Genomic DNA, 18,669 nt, shown 5'->3' on the forward strand with positions numbered 1-18,669 from the left:
TTTTTCTTTTTTAGCGCCCTTCACGATACCATGTACCACCGAGAATGAGCAGCAATGCTGCCAAAGCCAGCAGGCTGGTGAAAAGCGGAATGCGATGCACCGCCACCAGACTTGTGTCCTGTGTCGGTTTGAAGCCGAGCATATTGGCAGGGCTTTGCGTTTGTGTGTGGTTCATCAAGGACACATCCGGCATGGTGATGGACGTTTGCTGCATGGTTTCCCGCAGGCGCATTATATTGCCACCGCTGGTTTGTACTACCGGCTGCAATTTCTGTGTGGTGGAAATGCTGTCGCGCAATTCCGGCGTATCCACATTGCCGACATGCGCGAGAACGGAATAATCACCATTCTCAATTTTATAGAGCCCTTGCTCCGAGACCGGCAATTGCACGGTGAACTGACCGGCAACAGATTGCGTGAGCGGCACATCAATCACTTTGCCTGACGGCGTGGTGACTTTGGCAGGCGGTGCCTTGTCACTCATCGTCTGACGGGTAATTTCCAGACGATCGGCAGTGCCTTTCGCTGTCAGGGCTTCTTCTTCCAGTTCCGGTTCTTGCATCAGCCAATGTGCCATACGTCGATAGAGCGATGCATAAGGGCCGCCGCCCTCAAAATCACGCGCCCAGAGCCAGCCCTGATCGGACAGCAACATGCCCACACGGCCTTTGCCCTGATGGCCAAGCACCATCAACGGCTTATTATCGGAGCCTTGCATCACGGTTTCGCCCTGCGGTGCGTTAATATCAATAGAGCGGAACCAGCGCCCCCATTGTGGTGGTTCCTGCTCACTGCCTTCAAGGCCGCGGGTGACGGGATGGCGTTTGCCAGATTCAGTAAGGCGCGGATAAAAGCCTTTTTCCGTGACAGTTCCGGTTGGCAAGGCGGGCAAAACACTGAGCAGGGGTGTGCGGGCGATAGACATGCTGCCTGCATATTCAGGGCCAGCTGCAATCAGCAAAGCGCCGCCATTTTGCACATATTGCGCGATATAATCATAATAGAGCAACGGCAGTACATCGCGGTGCTGATAGCGGTCAAAAATGATCAGATCGAAATCTTCCACCTTATCGACGAACAATTCGCGTGTCGGGAAGACGATCAGCGATAATTCATTGATCGGTGTATCGTCCTGTTTTTCCGGCGGACGCAGAATGGTGAAGTGCACGAGATCGACTGAAGTGTCGGATTTGAGCAGGTTGCGCCATGTGCGCTCACCATTATTCGGCTCGCCGGAAACCAGCAGCACACGCAGATTTTCACGAATGGCATCAATCAGTGCCACTGCCTGATTATTGGCTGTCGTGACTTCGCCCTGTAGCGGTTCTGTGGTAATTTCAACAATGTTGCGACCGGCATGGGGCAGGGTAATCTCGGTTTTGACATCCTTGCCGCTTGGTGCGGGGAGCGTTGCAACCGGCTCACCATTCATGCGGATGGTAACAGTGGCTGGGAGTGCATCCGCGGGTGTTTTGCCCGTATCCTCGACACGGAAAACCAGTTCCTGTGACTTGCCGCTCAAACCAAAGCGCGGCACGCGGATGAAGCGGATGCTGCGGTCAAACTCATCACCTGTACCGGTAATCAGCCCGTGAACGGGGGCTGTGAAATTCAATTCATCTGCTTTGGCCGGCACATCATGCACCTGACCATCGGTAATCATAACCGCGCCGCCAATACGTGAGGGCGGTACATCACGCAGACCTTCATTCAGTGCTGTGAACAGGCGGGTCGTGTCACGGTTTTCTTTACCGGCACCGGTTTCGATAATTCGTGTTTCAATATCGGGCTGCGCGCTGAATTTTTGTTTCAGTGCGTCAAGAGCGCTGTCTGTATCCTGTGTGCGGTTGCCCTGAGACTGGCTGGCGCTGCGGTCAACGACAATGCCAACAATGGTTTTCAGCGGTTCACGTTCTTCGCGGGTCACTTCCGGATTAAACAAGGCCAATGCGAGCGCTGCAAAACCGGCGAAGCGCAACAGGCTGCCACGTTTGCGTAAGGCTAAACCTGCAAGGGTAATGAGCGCCAGTGGCACCAGACAGAGTGCGAGCCAGAGGGAAGGGAGCAGCGGAGAAAAATGGAGAGAAAACAGGCTCATCATCAATTCCCCAACCGTTCCAGCAATGCAGGCACATGCACCTGATCTGCTTTATAATTACCGGTCAGCACATACATAACCATATTCACACCACCGCGCAGCGCATAGGTCCGCTGCATCGGATCATTTGGTACTGTCGGATAAAGCGGCTGCCAGTTTTCATCCATCGCCCATGCGCCTGCGAGATCATTGGCCGTAATCAGGATCGGGCTGACGCCGTCGCCGTTGCGAACAGGTCTGTCAATCGGTTGACTATTGGCATCGGGAGTATCAACCGGCGCTTCAGCCCAGAGCGGACTGCCACGATAACGACCCGGAAAATCGGGCATCAGATAAAAAGTTTTGCTCAGAACATGATTGTCTGCGACAGGGGCAAGCGGCGGGATATTCATGACATCCAGCATATCGCGAAGGCGTTGCGTTGCAGGGCTGTTATCGATAAGTCCGCTGGCACCGGCCGAAAGCTGGTCGCGGGTGTCAAAAATAACCGTGCCGCCTTGCTGCATATAGGCATCAATACGCTGTAAGGCTTTTTCACTCGGAAACGGTGCTTTCTCATCCACCGGCCAATAGATCATCGGGTAGAAAGCCAGTTCATCTTTTTCAGGATCAACACCCACCGGTGCACCCGGTTCCATGGATGTTTTATCTGACACGAATTGGCTGAGGCCGGTAAGGCCGATCCGGCTTGTGTCATCAGCGGCTTTGTCGCCGGTAAGCACATAGGCCAGATGCGTAACATCAAGCACGTCAATTTTTGCCTGATCGTCCGGTCTGTCGTCATCTTTGACTTGAACGGTCTGCGCCTGCACTGGTTGTGCGGCGAAAGGAGAGGCAGCAAATGTTGCAGACAGGGCAAACAGGATCAGCAGGGATTTGACCGTGCCGGAGGATTTTGTTTTGAAGCCGCGCAGTCCGTTACGTGCGAAAGTGCCGCCAATCCAGAACATCAGCAGACCATCAAGTGAGAGCAGCAGTGCAGCCAGTGCAAAGAACGGGCCCTGCAGATTAATGGTCTGGGCTTTGGTCGCCGGTACCATGCTGACATTGCTGGTCATATCCGGTTTAGATAATGGGTTCAGCACAGTGTCAGCGGTCATCAGGTTCAAAGCTTTATGCGCCTGCTCTGTGCCGTAGAGGCCGGGCGGGTTGAGAATTGAGCTTGCGGGTGTCTTGCCTTTTTCAATCACCAATGGGCGGGCGGCAACCTGTTGTCCTGTCAGATTACCCGCAGCATCGAGCAGGCGATAGGCTGGCAGGGTGATTGTCTGGTCAGCGCTACCCGTCGCACTTTGTGCGCCGGAGGTTTCAGTGATGCGACGCAGCAGATCGACGAAACCACCTGATAGCGGCAGGCTCGACCAGCCGATATCCGGCGCGATATGAAACAGGACCAAGCGACCGGCGCCACGGTTTTCACCGGTAATCAGGGGTGTACCATCTGCCAGATTAAGCCAGCTTTTCTGCATCAAATCCGGTGAAGGTTCTGCCAACACTTGTCGCAGCACGGTCACATCATCGGGGAGCTGAATATTGCGGAACGGGCTGTTTTCCGGTGCGGGGGCAATGGATTGCGGTGTTGACCATGACAGAGTGCCGCCAAGATTACGCTGACCGCTGCGCAATTGCACCGGCAGGAGCGGATCACGCTTATTGCTCTGGTCACTGCTTTGTACTGCTGCCAGACGCGGGCCTGCAAAACGCAGCAATGTACCGCCTTCATCAACCCACTTCAATAATTTGGTGGTCGCGCCTTCCGGCAAACGCCCGATATCAGACAAGATGATGACGGATGGTTTCTTTTCCAAAAGACTATCAACGGACTGAGCCAGATCACGGTCATTAGCGCTGATCAGATCGGCAAAGGGTGCCATGGCGGACGAAATATAATGCAGCGGCGACAGCAGTGAATGTGCCTTATCCGCATTGCCGGCATCGAGCAAGCCGACACGGCGGCGGCGATTATTATCATCCAGCAACCATGTGGCAGCGGCGTGGCGCATTTGGTCTGCACGCACCATGGCAATATCATTGCGCAATTCAACCGGTATGGTCAGTTGCGCGGTTGCCTTGTCAGCATTTTCTGCAAATTCCGCTTGGGTCTGCGCCAATACGCGCCCCTGATTATCATAGGCGCTGATCTGGGCTCGCGAAGCTTTACGATCATCAGACGGGCGCAACAGGCTCACGGTCAACGCATCCTGCTGATTGGAAACGCCTTGAATGGCATAAAGCGGCTGGCTTTCAGGCATGATCAGTTGCAAGGAAACCGCCTGAACCTTATCCAGCGCAGCAAAAGCTTGTTTGTCCTGTGCGCTTTCCAGACCATCATTCAGATAAAATATGCGGGCTTCCGGTGTGTTTTTCAGAGCAGTGGTCAGGCGTTCTGCTGTGGCAAGACGCTCAACCGGCACAGGGCGCGGCTCCAGTGCTTGCAGACGTTCCAGTGCTTGTGCGGCCGTAAAAGGCCCGCTTGCCGAATTCTGCGGATCTGCCGTCGCGGTCAAAAAGACCGGCGCATCATTTTTCTCGGCATTGGCGATCAGCCATTGTGCCTGATTTTCAAATTCTGCCCAATGTGGTGCCGAAGCCCAGCCATTATCAATCATAATGACAACCGGTTGCGCGCCGGTAAAAGTGATGGGCTGTGGTTTCCAGACAGGGCCCGCCACGGCGAAAATGACGAGTGCTGCCAGCAGCAGGCGCAATGCCGTCAGCCACCACGGGCTTTTGCTGGCTTCCTGATCGTGGCGTGCAATCCTTGCCAGAATAGCCAGTGGGGGAAATGGTTCCTGCGCCGGTTTTGGCGGCGTTGCCCGCAGCAGCCACCAGATAACAGGCAAAGTTGCCAGACCGGCAAGCAGCCACGGGGCAGTGAAAATCAGCGGCATTTAAAACGCGCCTCCGGATGCGGTGTGAGACTGCGCTAAAAAGCCATGCAATGTCGTGAGCGCCTGTGCTGCCGGTTTGTCGGTTGGGCTGGTGATAAAGCTCCAGCCAAAGCGCGTGCAGGTCTCGCGTAAAAATTCGCGCTGCGCCTGATAGAGCCTGCGATATTCTTCCGCATAGGTCTGCGCCTGACCGGCGATCAGAACCGCTCCGCTGACCGGATCACGAAATTCCGTGCGGCCTGCAAAAGGAAAATCTGCTTCGGCAGGATCGGCAACGGTGATGAGATGTGCGCGGATGCCGCGTCTCGCAATTTGATCCAGCTTGGCGCTCAGGATATCTGCCGGTTGCAGAAAATCGCTGATCAGCACCAGCTCGTTAAAGCGCTGCAAAGATTGTAAATCAGGTTCTGCAGATACTGCTTTTTGTTGCAGCAATGCAGTTGCCAGCCGCTCAGCGCCGTTACGCGCAAGCAATGGCTGCATCACTTCCGGATAGGCGATGCGCTCACCGGAACGGCTGAACAATTCGGCCAGCGCCAAAGTCAGCACCAGCGCACGGTGTTGCTTGGAAACAGGACTGAAACGGGACTGATACAGCATAGACGGTGAAGGATCGCACCACAACCAGATCGTATGTGCCGTTTCCCATTCGCGATCCCGCATATAGGTATGGTCATCACGGGCAGAGCGCCGCCAGTCAATACGCGAGAGCATATCGCCCTGCGCATATGGGCGGAACTGCCAGAAATTATCGCCGGCACCGCGTTTGCGTCTGCCATGCCAGCCATTGATTACAGAACCGGCAATATGACGTGCCTGTGTGATCAAATCCGGCATCAATGCTGCCTGCTGACGGGACGGACTAAGCAGGTCAACGGCCTGTTCCGGACTGGTTATGGCACCCGTCGCAACCATTAATCGAGAACCTGTGTCAGTTTGGCGATCACATCACGCACGCTCACACCATCGGCACGGGCGGCAAAATTCAGAGCCATACGATGCTGGAGAACCGGTTCAGCCAGCGCTTTCACATCATCAACGGATGGTGCGAGGCGGCCTTCATAAAGCGCGCGGGCGCGGGTGCAGAGCATCAATGCCTGTCCGGCACGCGGACCCGGTCCCCAGCTGATGTGGTTCTTTGCGTGAAGATTATCCGCATCAGGGCGGGCAGAGCGTACCAGTTTGAGGATAGCTTCAAGCACAGTTTCCGGCACCGGCATCTGACGGATCAGCTGTTGGATTTCCTGCAGGCGGGCAGCTTCAATCACTTTGACCGGTCGTGCCTGTGCTGTGCCAGTGGTGTTGAGCAGAACCGCACGCTCGGCATCCAGATCGGGATAATCCAGATCAATCTGCATTAAAAAACGGTCAAGCTGTGCTTCCGGCAGCGGATAAGTGCCTTCCTGTTCCAGCGGGTTCTGCGTTGCCAGTACATGGAACGGGCTTGGCAGATCATGGCGCTGACCGGCGACACTGACATGATATTCCTGCATCGCCTGCAACAAAGCAGACTGGGTGCGTGGCGAAGCACGGTTGATTTCATCGGCCATCAGCAGCTGGGCAAAAACCGGCCCTTTAATATAACGGAAGGAGCGGCGGCCGTCGCTGTCCTGATCCATCACTTCAGAACCGATAATATCGGACGGCATCAGATCCGGTGTAAACTGGATGCGTTTTTCATCAAGACCGAGAACAGTGCCCAGCGTTTCCACCAAACGTGTTTTTGCCAAACCCGGCACACCGACCAGCAGGGCATGACCACCGGCAAGCAATGCGACCAGCGTATTCTCAACGGCCTGTTGCTGACCATAGATGACCTGTCCGATTTGCTCACGTATCCGGTTGATATCACTGACAGCCTGATCGGCAGCCTTTATAACGGCCTCAGGATCAATGTTCGGCGCAGTGGTAAAATTCATAATGTCCTCTTAATTCCTGAACAGATGCTTTATCCAGATTACTTGAATCATCGGGCAAGACTATGTCATGCTAAGGCAAGCGTAAATGGTTCTGCACTGTTTAATCGTGCAGCATTGGATTATCGGGCAGCGGTCTTAACAGGAAACTGAAATGAATAGCGGCAGTGACATGAAAAACAATCTGAATGCCGGTGTGACTATCAGTTCTGAGAGTGGTCTTGATGCCCTGATGCGTCGTGCTGCAAGCCAGTTACCTGACGGTAAAGAAGGGAGCGGCCTGCCACCGGTTGAACGCTGGGAACCGGATTTTTGCGGTGAGCTGGATATGGAAATCAAGGCCGACGGTACATGGTTCTATATGGGTACACCGATTGGCCGTCCGGCGCTGGTGCGTTTGTTTTCAACAGTGTTGCGCAAAGATGCAGATGGCAAAACCTATCTGGTAACGCCGGTTGAGAAGATTGCCATTCGTGTTGAGGATGCCCATTTCAATGCCGTAGAGATGCATGTTTCCGGTGAGGGGGACACACAGGTTCTGACCTTCCGCACCAATGTCGGTGATGTGGTGAAAGTGGATGCAGAACATTCGCTGCGTTTTGTTATTGATGATGAAACCGGCGGATTGAAACCCTATATATTGGTCAGAGGGCGTCTCGAAGCGCTGGTCAGTCGTGCTGTGATGTATGATCTGGTGGCGCTTGGTGAAGAGCTGCTGATCGACGGGCAGCTGATGTTTGCCTTGCGCTCAAGCGGCCAGTTATTTCCGGTAATGGCTGCTGAAAACTTACAGTGATAAAATGACAGATTTTATAACGAATACGGGTTTTACTGCGCTGGATTTAATGCGCAGAGTTGAACAAAAACAAAGCGCTATGGCAATTTCTGATGAATTTGATTCAGTCGGCCTGCCTGTGTCCGGCGATCATGCGCTCAATCCGCAATGGAATGCCTCCCATGTTATGGCAGGTGCTGATCCGCGCTTGAAGATCAAACTCAAACCGGCAGCAGTCTTGATCCCTGTGGTGGATCGTGGTGACCATGCCAGCGTCTTGCTGACCACGCGTAATGCGCAGATGCGTAGCCATTCGGGGCAGGTGGCTTTTCCCGGTGGCAAGATTGACGCCGAGGATTTAAGTCCAGAGCATGCGGCACTGCGGGAGGCTAATGAAGAAATCGGGCTGGACTTGAGGCAAGCCCAGACACTGGGGCGCCTGCCGCAATATATGACCGGCAGTGGCTATACGATTACACCGGTCTTGGCTGTTGTGCGTACACCGTTTGAACTGCGTGCCAATCCGGATGAAGTGGCGGATATATTTGAAGTGCCGTTGCACTTCCTGATGGACCCGCAACAGCATCAGCGCGAGAGCCGGATCTTTGCAGGGCATGAGCGGTTTTTCTATGCCATCCATTATCAGAATCGGAATATCTGGGGCGCAACCGCGGGGATTATCCGCAGCCTCTATGAAAGGCTTTATGCGTGAGTGAGAAAACAATGACAGTGCTGAATATTGCGGATCGTGCGGACTGGCTGAATGTGCCGTCTTTGCAGCAATTGCTGGCAGCGCTTTCAGAGGGTGGTGAAGAGGCACGGGTTGTCGGCGGTGCGGTGCGCAATACATTGCTGGGCGAGCCGGTGGGCGATATTGATATTGCCTCCACAACCTTGCCGCAAGAGACCAAAGCGCGGGCAGAAAGCTGCGGCTTTAAAGTTGTGCCGACGGGTATCGATCATGGCACTGTGACGGTTGTGGCTCATGGTGTGCCCTATGAGGTGACAACGCTGCGTGCCGATGTGGAAACGCACGGACGCCAAGCGACCGTTGCCTTTGGCCGTGACTGGCAGACAGATGCCGAGCGCCGTGATTTTACCGTCAACGCGCTTTATGTGTGCGCCAATGGCGATGTAGTGGATTATGTTGGTGGACTGGCCGATATTGAAGCCAGAGTTCTGCGTTTTATCGGCGATGCTGAAATGCGGATTACCGAAGATTATTTGCGTATCCTACGCTTCTTCCGCTTCTTCGCTTGGTATGGCTCAGGGCGACCGGACACGGCAGGGCTGAAAGCCAGCGCCAAGCTGAAAAGCCATTTGCAGACATTGTCGGCTGAACGGGTTTGGTCGGAGTTGAAGAAACTGCTTTCTGCACCTGATCCGTCACGCGCATTGCTATGGATGCGTCAGTCCGGTGTGCTGACCCAAATTCTGCCGGAAAGCGAAAAATGGGGCATTGATGGCATTCATGCGCTGGTGCGCAGTGAGCGCGATCTGGGCTGGAAGCCGGATGCTTTGTTGCGTTTGCAGACAATTGTGCCGCCGGATGCCGCACGGATGACTGAGCTTGGCAAACGATTGCGCCTCTCCAATGCCGATAAAGCACGGTTGGAAGCCTGGGCGCTGGCTGATCTGCCAAAGCCTGAATTGTCCGATACCGGTCTGATCAAATTGATCTATGGTGGTTCGCGGCAGGCTCTCATTGACCGGATGAAACTGGCGCTGGTCTCTGCGCGCGCAGAAGCGGAAAATGATAATCAGGCCATGATGCGGGCAGGGCAGTATAGTCGTTTGCTGGATGTTGCAGAAACGGCAGATGTGCCGGTGTTTCCGCTTAGCGGTGCTGATCTTATGAAGCTTGGTTTTGAAAAAGGCCCCGAGCTTGGCAAGCGGCTCAAAGCGCTGGAGGCAGCATGGCTGGCTTCCGGATTTGAGCTTACAAAAGAAAATCTGTTAGCAACTTTATCCTGACATATCGGGGCGGAAATTCCGCCCCGTTTTTGTTTTTATCTACCGGTTCAGGTGAGTAAATATTTTTCAGTATTCCGGAGTTGTGTATCATGGATAAAAGATTGCGATCAGCAGCATTATTGGCTTTGGGTTTGACAGGCGGGATCAGCTTTCAGGCACAAGCCGCTGAAAAGGGCGTTGTTGCTGAATGCGCGGTGGTCATGGATGCTGCAACGCAGAAAATCCTTACCCGTAAAGGTGTGTGTGATAAGCGTTTCACGCCAGCATCGACGTTTAAAGTACCGCTTGCCGTGATCGGTTATGACAAAAACATCCTCCACTCGGAACATGATCCGGTATGGCAGTGGAAGCCAGAAATGGAAGCACCCGAGCGTGACAGAATTGCGGTTGATCCGGCACGATGGCTGGAGCAATCGGTTGTTTGGTATTCACGTGAGATTACACGGCAATTGGGACAGAAGCAGTTTTCTGAAGCAGTTGCAGCACTTGATTACGGGAATAAGGATGTTTCGGGCAGAGCCGGAAAACAGGACGGGCTGACAGGCTCATGGATCGGCTCTTCACTGGAGATTTCACCGGACGAACAGGTGCAATTTCTGAATAAGCTTGTGCATGAGACTTTGCCGGTTTCAAAGCAGGCACAACAGAAAGCCAAAGCTGCAATGACAGTTTTTACGTCGGAAAAAGGCTGGAAGGTTACCGGTAAAACGGGTGCAGCGCGGCTGCGTGATGCAAAAGGAAAATTTGCAGGTGAGCAGCGCTTAGGCTGGTTTGTCGGCTGGGCGGAAAAAGATGGCCGTCAGTTGGTTTTTGCGAATATGCAGGTCTTTGACAAGCCGGTAAAAGTGAGCCCCGGTATGCTGATCCGGGCACAATTCCTGAAAAATTTTGATCAATAAAAAACGGGGGCTCATGCCCCCGTTCTGATATTTATATTAAGGCCATTTTACCACAGGCGGCATGGAAGACAGGATCGAGGCGATATTACCGCCGGTCTTGAGACCAAAGATCGTGCCACGGTCATGCAGCAGATTGAATTCCACATAGCGGCCACGGCGGATCAGCTGTTCTTCACGATCTTCTTCTGTCCATGGCTGATTGAAGTTCTGGCGCACAATATGAGGATAGACCACCGCGAAGCAGCGGCCGACATCGCGGGTGAATGCAAAGTCAGCATCCCATCCGCCCTGTTCGTCATTTGAATGTAGCCAGTCATAGAATATGCCGCCGATACCGCGTGGTTCCTGACGGTGTGGCAGATAGAAATATTCATCGCACCATTGTTTCATCCGGTCGTAATCGGCAATACCTGCATGTTTGTTGCAGACGAAATTCAGCGCTTTATGGAAGGCCTGACTATCGGCATCTTCCTGTGTCCGGCGACGATCCAGCACAGGTGTCAGATCGGCACCACCGCCGAACCACTGGCGGGTTGTGACAACCATACGGGTGTTCATATGTACAGCCGGTACATTCGGGTTATGCGGATGTGCAATCAGTGAAATGCCGCTTGCCCAGTAACGCGGGTCCTCATCAGCTCCCGGAATCTGTGCGCGGAACTCCGGTGAAAATTCACCATAGACGGTAGAGACATGCACCCCGACTTTTTCAAAAACACGGCCATGCATCATCGACATAACACCGCCGCCGCCACGGCCTTCATCTTTAGCCCAAGGCGTGCGAACAAAACGACCGGCCTCACGATCACTCAGCGGACCTGCGACTTCGTCTTCAAGCGTTTCAAACAGGGAGCAGATACGGTCACGCAGTTCTTCGAACCAGTTTTGTGCCAGTTGTTTTTTCTCATCAATATTATCTGGAAGATGAGCTGGAAGATCCGGACGTTGCATGCTTGGTTCCTTGTTATGTTTTGGGCGCTTTGGGTGAAGCCGCAGCACCAGCATATCAGCAGCTGTCAACAGGTTATATAACATTCATAAACCGGATTATGTTTATGAATGCTTTCTGTTTTTTGGAAAAAGACAGATTCCGTTCACACTTTATAGCGATAAGACATACGGAAATGACTCGTTTCAAGCGAGATTCTACGGTAAATTGCAATATAGGGTTGTGAGGGTGTGCAGCTACGGATTGTAACCCTTTGTCAATGGCCAGACTATGAGTGATTATTATGTCCGCTTTGTCTTTTGTCTCTTTTGAGGCGTTGTAAAGGAGATTGCATATGACATCCATTCCGCCAAAGCCACCGCTTGAAGGTCTGCGCAGGCAGATGCGCAAAGCTGCGTCCGGCGTAAGACCGAATATCAGTGACGGCTATATTCGCGAAACATTTTCACTGCCGCGCAGCATTGCCCGTGTGAAAGCACGGGAATGGTTTGATGCCTATCCGAAGGCAGCTTACTGGACTGAGATTGAAAGCTGGTATGTGCGACCAAATGATGTGATTGAGTTTACCATCCGGCGCCTGCCAAGTTCTGACTAGAGCGCCGTGCGCCCAGGTGGGCGCACAAAGGTCGCTCTAACACTTTATATTTACAGCATAATTTTACCTTAACCTGATTCAAGTTTAAGGAATTATGCTGTAGAGCATTTCGCATTTAAGTTTAAGCACTCGAAATGCTCTGTCTTTTCGTTTTACGCATGTCTTTGCCCCAAAACCGGTGTCCACTTTTGGGAAATATGCTGTAAGCTATTTAGTGGAATTTGCTGATGTTCTGATTCAAGAAGATCAGAATATGATTCCGCTTTTGTTGCTAAATTACTGAAATTTAAAGATTTACCTGGCGAAGTGCCTCTCCTGTAGCCATTGCTGCAGAAAGCGCGAGATTGAGTGAGCGTGCGCCTTCAACCATGGGAATAATAATGCGCTTTTCGCAGGTGTTGTGAACATAATCCGGTACGCCCGCAGATTCACGGCCAAATAGCAGAATATCATCCGGTTGATAGCTGAAATCCGTATAGGGTTGCGCGGCCTTTGTTGAAAGCAGCACCAGCCTGCGATTTTCCGACAGGCGCCAGTTGTTGAAATGCTCCCAGTCGAGATGACGGGTCAGTGCTGCCTGTTCCAGATAATCCATGCCTGCACGTTTCAATCCGCGATCAGAGAGATCAAAACCGGCGGGTTCAATCACATGAACTGCCAGTCCCAGACAGGCCGCCATACGCAGAATGGTGCCGGTATTGCCGGGAATGTCCGGTTGAAAAAGGGCGATATGTATGGTCATCAGGTAGTCATTTCTTTTGCAGGTGCATCGGGTCTTTTACAGGGGCGCGAGGTCTGTCGCACAGTCATCACGTGCGACCGATATAGCATATAGTCTTTGCATGTTAAGAATTGTGTGTAATCGGTCACAGTCTGGCGCATTCTCGGCAAAGTGAACGGAAAAATTTTGCTTTAATCTAGCCGCTCAAAAAACATGATGCTATAGGGGTCTTCCATTTTATCAGATTGACCATGAAGGAGGCTGTGATGACCATTAAGATTTCTATGAATCTTTCCCCAGTTGCAGCCGCTTCTGTTTCCGGTGTGATTAACCCCGCGCCGGTAACCTGTATGGTGGGTGCCGCACCAATAATTCCTGCGGCACTCTCTCCCGAATTGTTCTTGCGGGCGTTGCGCTGAACGGGACTGTTAAAATGAGCGTATTCATCAGATTGCTGTAGCAAACCACCTGATAGCCTGTTTCCGGCGTTGAGTTGTGCCGCCGGACTTGCAGGTAAAATACGATCTTCCATCATCTTCTGATTAAATGTTCTCACGCATTTAATCCTCAACAGCACTGAAATGTACCGGATGACATGTCCGCTCATACTTAGTGTTCTCAAAAATGCTCAAGTTTCGTCTTATGCTCGGCTTGCGAGAGGAGAGACGGAACCGCATATGAAACAAAGCCGTTCCTGTCATATCCGTTTTGCGGAAAAGGCATAAAGGATCGGTTTCGCACGGGATTCCCCGTATTTGAGGTCTGAAATGTTTCGTTGGTTCGAAAAAAAGCTGAACGCCTATCCGGATGTTCCGCTTGAACAGCCGCCGAAAGGCTTGTTCAAATTCTGTATGTATTACAGCCGCGGTGCGTGGGGCTGGATACTTGTTATGGCGCTGCTGACAGCGTTGATTGCAATTTTTGAAGTTTCACTGTTTGCATTCCTCGGCAATGTCGTGGATTGGCTGGGCGAACACAGCCGTGAAACCTTCCTGCAACAGGAAGGCTGGAAGCTGGCGTTGATTGGCGGTGTTATTCTGGTGATCCTGCCATTGATTGTCTTGTTGCAATCTTTGGTCTTGCACCAGACGCTGATCGGGAATTTCCCGATGCGTGTGCGCTGGTTGATGCATCGCTATCTGATCCGTCAGTCGATGACATTCTTTCAGGATGAATTTGCCGGACGTATCTCCACCAAGCTGATGCAGACAGCATTGGCGGTGCGCGAAACGGTGATCAAGCTTGCGGATGTGATGGTCTATGTCTCGGTTTACTTCACCGGTACATTGTTTATCGCAGCTACAGCAGACTGGCGACTGATGATCCCGTTTGTGGTCTGGTTGCTGGCCTATGTCGGTTTGCTGCGCTATTTCATTCCGCGTCTGCGGGTGATCTCCGAGGCGCAGGCTGATGCCCGTTCGGAAATGACCGGCCGTATCGTCGACAGCTATACCAATATTGCTACGGTCAAACTATTCTCGCATACCCATCGCGAGGAAAGCTATGTCCGTGACAGTCTGGAGCAGTTTCAGGGAACCGTGAACCGTCAGATGCGTATGGTAACGCAGTTTTTCGGCTCATTGTATTTCATGAACTCTGTATTGCTGTTCTCGGTCGGCGCCTTAGGTATCAAGCTGTGGATCGATAATATTGCATCGGTTGGTGCCGTGGCTATCGGTATTGCCCTGTGTTTGCGTCTGAATGGTATGTCCCAGTGGATCATGTGGGAAATGTCTGCGCTGTTCGAGAATATCGGTACAGTACAGGATGGTATGCGCTCTATCGCGCAGCCGCGTAAAGTGGTGGATCATGAAGGTGCAAAACCGCTGCATGTACGCTCCGGTGAGATTACATTCGACCGGATCGGCTTCCACTATGGCAAAGGCAAAGGCATCATCAATGATCTGTCGCTGAATATTCGTCCGGGTGAAAAAATCGGTCTCGTCGGCCGTTCGGGTGCGGGTAAATCAACGCTGGTCAATCTGTTGCTGCGTTTCTACGATCTTGAGCAGGGTAAAATCCTGATCGACGGTCAGGATATTGCCAAGGTCACACAGGACAGCCTGCGTGCCAATATTGGCATGGTGACACAGGATACATCGCTGCTTCACCGCTCGGTTCGTGACAATGTCGGCTATGGCCGTCCTGATGCAACCGATGAAATGATGCTGGAAGCTGTTGCCCAAGCTCAGGCCGATCAGTTCCTGCCGCATCTGACAGATCTCAAAGGCCGTCAGGGCTTTGATGCGCATGTCGGTGAACGTGGTGTGAAACTGTCCGGTGGTCAGCGTCAGCGCGTGGCAATTGCCCGTGTGATCCTGAAAGATGCGCCGATCCTCATTCTGGATGAAGCAACTTCTGCGCTCGATTCAGAAGTGGAAGCGGCCATTCAGGATAGTCTGTACCGGTTGATGGAAGGCAAGACCGTGATTGCAATTGCCCACCGCTTGTCAACGATTGCGGCTCTTGATCGTCTGATTGTGATGGATGAGGGGCGTATCATTGAAGATGGCACGCACGAAGAACTGATTGCACAGGGCGGTATTTATGCTTCGCTTTGGGCACGTCAGTCCGGTGGTTTCCTCGGCTTTGATGAGGAAGATAAAGTAGCACAGTCTGAACCTGCGCAGTAATTATTGCGCAGACTATAAGAAAGGCAGCCGCTTCATCAGGGCGGCTGCCATTTTCCATTATTTTCAATATTTTGTCCTGTTTGTATAATGGACAGAAGTTTTTTCTCTTATGTATTAAGATCATTTGCAGTATGCCTGATGGTATTGTTTTACATGCGCCTTTCCGTTGATAGCTTCATCATGTTTGGTTGCGGGATACTGCGGAAAGGCTTTTCCGATGAATATTATTTATCGCTGGTTTGAAAACTGGATTAATCCGTTGCAGGATTTTGACGGTCAGCGTCCGCCACAAACAACTTTGCGTTTTTTACTGCATTATATGTATCAGGCGCGTTGGCCTTTGCTGCTGGCTTTGTTCGTCGGCGGCATTTTGCCATTGCTGGAAGCAGGACTGTTTTATTTCACCGGTCGTATTGTGGATATTCTTGACCAGAGCGCTGTAGAGCGCAGCTGGCATGGTCTCTATGTTTCTGCTGGTACCGAACTCTTGTTGATGGGCTTCATTGTGCTGGTGGTGCGGGTGCTGATGACGGCGCTCAGCTCGTTGCTGGACGATCAGACAATTACCCCCGGTTTTTACAATATGATCCGCTGGCAGGCCAATTCCTATGTGCTGCGTCAGTCCTATGCTTTTTTCCAGAATGATTTTTCCGGCCGCATTGCAACTAAAGTCTGGCAGGCAGGGCAGGCTGCAGGCGATCTGATTACCAGTTTCATTCAGGTCGTGTGGTTTATGATCATTTACAGCGTAACAACGCTGTTGCTGTTTGGCCAACTGGATTGGCGTCTCGCTGCGCTGGTGGTGGTGTGGATGATGCTGTTTGCATGGATCGCACGCATTTATCTGCCTAAGATGCGTAAGCAGGCAGAGGCCAGTGCCGAGGCCGGATCGCTGATTAATGGCCGCATTGTTGATAGCTATACCAATATTCAGACGATCAAACTGAATACGCCGGATATGGATCAGGCTTATTTACGCTCTGGTTTTGCCAGCTATATCAAAACTATGCTGCCGTTTATGCGCACGCTGACCGGAATGCGCGTGGCAATGACGGCACTGTCCAGCCTGATGATTGTGCTGGTAGCAGCGTTTTCCATTGACCTCTGGACCAAGGGACAGGCCACGGTCGGTGAGGTCGCTTTTACCCTCGGTCTGGTGCTGCGCATGAATATGCTGCTGGGTCGTCTGATGATGCAGATGAACGGAATGCTGCGCTCATACGGGACGATTGAAAACTCAATGCGGTTGATTTCTGCCCCTCTGGGCATGGAAGACAAGCGCGATGCGAAGCCGCTCACTGTAACATCCGGTGCTATTGAGATTGATCATGTGACGTTCCGTTATGGATCGGAAAATGAGAATAAGGAAAAAGCCGGTGTGTTAAGTGATATCAGCCTGTCGATACGGGGCGGCGAGCGCGTCGGGCTGATTGGTCATTCCGGCGCCGGTAAAACCACGCTGATCAATTTGATGCTTCGGCTTTATGATGTTGATGAAGGTGCGGTGCGTATCGACGGGCAGGATGTGCGCGATGTGACGCAAAGCTCGCTGCGTGCTGCCTTTGCGGTTGTCAGTCAGGAGACGGCGCTGCTGCACCGCTCGTTGCGCGATAATATCATGCTGGCAAAAGCGGATGCCTCTGAAGAAGAACTGCGTTTTGCGGCCAGTCAGGCAGAGGCTGAAGAGTTTATCGGTGCATTGGAGGACTATAAAGGACGCAAAGCCTATGATGCTTTTGTGGGGGAGAGGGGTGTCAAACTTTCCGGCGGGCAACGACAGAGAATCAGTATTGCCCGTGCTGTTTTGAAAAACGCGCCGATTCTTATTCTTGATGAGGCCACGTCCGCATTGGATTCCGAAGTTGAGGCAGCCATTCAGGAAAACCTGACGAAGCTGATGGCTGGCAAAACGGTGATCGCCATTGCGCATCGCCTGTCCACAATCGCTCAGCTGGATCGTCTGGTGGTCCTGGAGCACGGACGCGTTGCGGAAAGCGGTACGCATAATGAACTGATTGCACATGGTGGTATTTATGCCGGTCTGTGGGCACGTCAGTCGGGTGGTTTTCTTGGAAAAGCCGACAATGAAAGCTGAGGTCAGTGCCGATAAGCAGGCGCAGTTTTTGTGCTTTTAAGGCGCGCTAAAACCATGAAATCACGGTTTTATGATGTTTTTTTAAATATTTTAGCACAACATCTCCGCATTGAATATTTCAAATGCTGAGATGTTGTGCTGGTTATTAATAGCGTCGTTGTTCTCCAAATACCTGTTCGCGCGCGCTTGAGCGGTTTTCGAAACTTCTGTTTGTTTGCCTGTACTCGCCAATGCTATGTAATCAGCCGCTTTATCAGCAGATAAAGAAATGCGGTTCGCCGCGGCTTGCTACAGCCCGATTTTCCATTGCTGAGAGCCATAACAGGTCATTTTCAATGCCTGCGACATGGTGCCGTAAGCGCTTCTGATGACTGGACAAGCTTTTTTATCCTGCCTAAACCTTGAGATAGGTGGGGGTGTTATGTCCGGTTTGTACCTGTTTCTCAGGTCTTTCAGCTCTCAGCACATAAGATCATTATAAGAACAGACGCATGTGCTCACGGACAAAGAGGACAGTTCAACATGCAAGTCAAAAAGGAAGTGGTACGTGAGCGCACACGACACAGCTGAGCCGACACGGCGTGATTTTCTGTACATAGCGACGGGAATGGCCGGCGTGGTCGGTGCTGCCGGCTTGGCATGGCCGTTTATCGACCAGATGCGGCCGGATGCTTCGACCCTTGCGGCGGCATCTATCGAGGTGGATGTTTCCTCTCTCGCAGAAGGCGGATCGCTGACAGTAAAATGGCGCGGTAAGCCGGTCTTTATCCGTAACCGTACGGCTAAAGAAATCGATGATGCCAAAAACACGCCGATGTCTGCGTTGAAGGATCCTCTGGCGCGTAATGCCAATCTGGCACCAGACGCACCGGCTTCGGATCTGGAGCGCACCGCCGGTGAAGGCAAAGAAAACTGGATCGTCATGATCGGTGTTTGCACCCATCTGGGTTGCGTGCCGCTTGGTGAGTCCGGTGAATTCGGCGGATGGTTCTGTCCGTGCCACGGTTCGACTTACGATACGGCTGGCCGTATTCGCAGTGGTCCGGCACCGGAAAACATGCACATCCCGGAATTCGCATTCATTTCCGATACCGTCATTAAAGTCGGTTGAGTGGTCTGAGGA

General features: G+C 52.4%; 15 protein-coding genes. 8 read left to right on the plus strand and 7 right to left on the minus strand.

Annotation, left to right across the window (positions count from 1 at the left end; translation table 11 throughout):
* Positions 1-10: 10 nt before the first annotated feature.
* The 4 genes from QUF18_RS08120 to QUF18_RS08135 are packed head-to-tail and all read right to left on the minus strand — an operon-like array spanning position 11 to position 6,908.
* Entirely contained in the window at positions 11-2,098 is a 2,088-nt protein-coding gene (locus QUF18_RS08120) for a glutamine amidotransferase (protein ID WP_289386796.1), read from the minus strand.
* A 2-nt stretch (positions 2,099-2,100) separates the two neighbouring features.
* A complete protein-coding gene (locus QUF18_RS08125; protein ID WP_289386558.1) occupies positions 2,101-4,989 on the minus strand; it encodes a DUF4159 domain-containing protein in 2,889 nt (962 codons plus the stop codon).
* A complete protein-coding gene (locus tag QUF18_RS08130; RefSeq protein ID WP_289386559.1) occupies positions 4,990-5,904 on the minus strand; it encodes a DUF58 domain-containing protein in 915 nt (304 codons plus the stop codon).
* Positions 5,904-6,908 (minus strand): AAA family ATPase, encoded by a 1,005-nt coding sequence (locus tag QUF18_RS08135; RefSeq protein ID WP_289386560.1) that lies wholly within the window; start codon positions 6,906-6,908, stop codon positions 5,904-5,906. Before QUF18_RS08135 ends, QUF18_RS08130 begins: the two co-directional genes overlap by 1 nt.
* A gap of 169 nt (positions 6,909-7,077) precedes the next feature.
* Between QUF18_RS08135 and QUF18_RS08140 the strand changes: the two genes are divergently transcribed.
* The 4 genes from QUF18_RS08140 (at position 7,078) to blaOXA (ending at position 10,553) form a co-directional block, all read left to right on the plus strand.
* Entirely contained in the window at positions 7,078-7,701 is a 624-nt protein-coding gene (locus tag QUF18_RS08140; RefSeq protein WP_289386797.1) for a DUF1285 domain-containing protein, read from the plus strand.
* Between the two features lie 79 nt (positions 7,702-7,780).
* Positions 7,781-8,392 carry a CoA pyrophosphatase gene (locus QUF18_RS08145; RefSeq protein WP_289386798.1) on the plus strand — a complete coding sequence of 204 codons (612 nt, stop codon included), beginning with the start codon at positions 7,781-7,783 and terminating at the stop codon, positions 8,390-8,392.
* Between the two features lie 11 nt (positions 8,393-8,403).
* The gene (locus tag QUF18_RS08150) at positions 8,404-9,654 is read left to right on the plus strand and encodes a CCA tRNA nucleotidyltransferase (protein WP_289386799.1); all 1,251 of its coding nucleotides are present in this window, start codon (positions 8,404-8,406) and stop codon (positions 9,652-9,654) included.
* Positions 9,655-9,743: 89 nt separating this feature from the next.
* Positions 9,744-10,553: a class D beta-lactamase gene (blaOXA, locus tag QUF18_RS08155; RefSeq protein ID WP_289386561.1), complete on the plus strand. Its 810-nt coding sequence runs from the start codon at positions 9,744-9,746 to the stop codon at positions 10,551-10,553.
* 36 nt (positions 10,554-10,589) lie between these two features.
* Here blaOXA and hemF read toward each other — a convergent pair whose 3' ends face one another.
* The gene (hemF, locus tag QUF18_RS08160) at positions 10,590-11,504 is read right to left on the minus strand and encodes an oxygen-dependent coproporphyrinogen oxidase (RefSeq protein WP_289386562.1); all 915 of its coding nucleotides are present in this window, start codon (positions 11,502-11,504) and stop codon (positions 10,590-10,592) included.
* A gap of 332 nt (positions 11,505-11,836) precedes the next feature.
* Here hemF and QUF18_RS08165 point away from each other — a divergent pair, with 332 nt between their 5' ends.
* Positions 11,837-12,097 (plus strand): hypothetical protein, encoded by a 261-nt coding sequence (locus tag QUF18_RS08165; RefSeq protein WP_289386563.1) that lies wholly within the window; start codon positions 11,837-11,839, stop codon positions 12,095-12,097.
* 286 nt (positions 12,098-12,383) lie between these two features.
* Here QUF18_RS08165 and QUF18_RS08170 read toward each other — a convergent pair whose 3' ends face one another.
* Together QUF18_RS08170 and QUF18_RS08175 are read right to left on the minus strand one after the other, a co-directional pair.
* Positions 12,384-12,839 carry a tRNA (cytidine(34)-2'-O)-methyltransferase gene (locus QUF18_RS08170; protein WP_289386564.1) on the minus strand — a complete coding sequence of 152 codons (456 nt, stop codon included), beginning with the start codon at positions 12,837-12,839 and terminating at the stop codon, positions 12,384-12,386.
* Between the two features lie 175 nt (positions 12,840-13,014).
* Positions 13,015-13,374 carry a hypothetical protein gene (locus QUF18_RS08175; RefSeq protein ID WP_289386565.1) on the minus strand — a complete coding sequence of 120 codons (360 nt, stop codon included), beginning with the start codon at positions 13,372-13,374 and terminating at the stop codon, positions 13,015-13,017.
* Positions 13,375-13,585: 211 nt separating this feature from the next.
* Between QUF18_RS08175 and QUF18_RS08180 the strand changes: the two genes are divergently transcribed.
* From QUF18_RS08180 to petA, 3 genes are all read left to right on the plus strand, one after another.
* Positions 13,586-15,451, plus strand: a complete 1,866-nt coding sequence (locus QUF18_RS08180) for an ABC transporter ATP-binding protein (RefSeq protein WP_289386566.1) — start codon at positions 13,586-13,588, stop codon at positions 15,449-15,451.
* Positions 15,452-15,668: 217 nt separating this feature from the next.
* Positions 15,669-17,546 carry an ABC transporter ATP-binding protein gene (locus QUF18_RS08185; RefSeq protein WP_289386567.1) on the plus strand — a complete coding sequence of 626 codons (1,878 nt, stop codon included), beginning with the start codon at positions 15,669-15,671 and terminating at the stop codon, positions 17,544-17,546.
* Positions 17,547-18,093: 547 nt separating this feature from the next.
* On the plus strand, positions 18,094-18,657 hold the full coding sequence (gene petA / locus QUF18_RS08190) for a ubiquinol-cytochrome c reductase iron-sulfur subunit (protein ID WP_289386568.1): 564 nt from the start codon (positions 18,094-18,096) through the stop codon (positions 18,655-18,657).
* The last annotated feature ends 12 nt before the right edge of the window (positions 18,658-18,669 follow it).

Source organism: Pseudochrobactrum kiredjianiae (genome assembly GCF_030362795.1).
Classification (GTDB): Bacteria; Pseudomonadota; Alphaproteobacteria; order Rhizobiales; family Rhizobiaceae; genus Pseudochrobactrum; species Pseudochrobactrum kiredjianiae.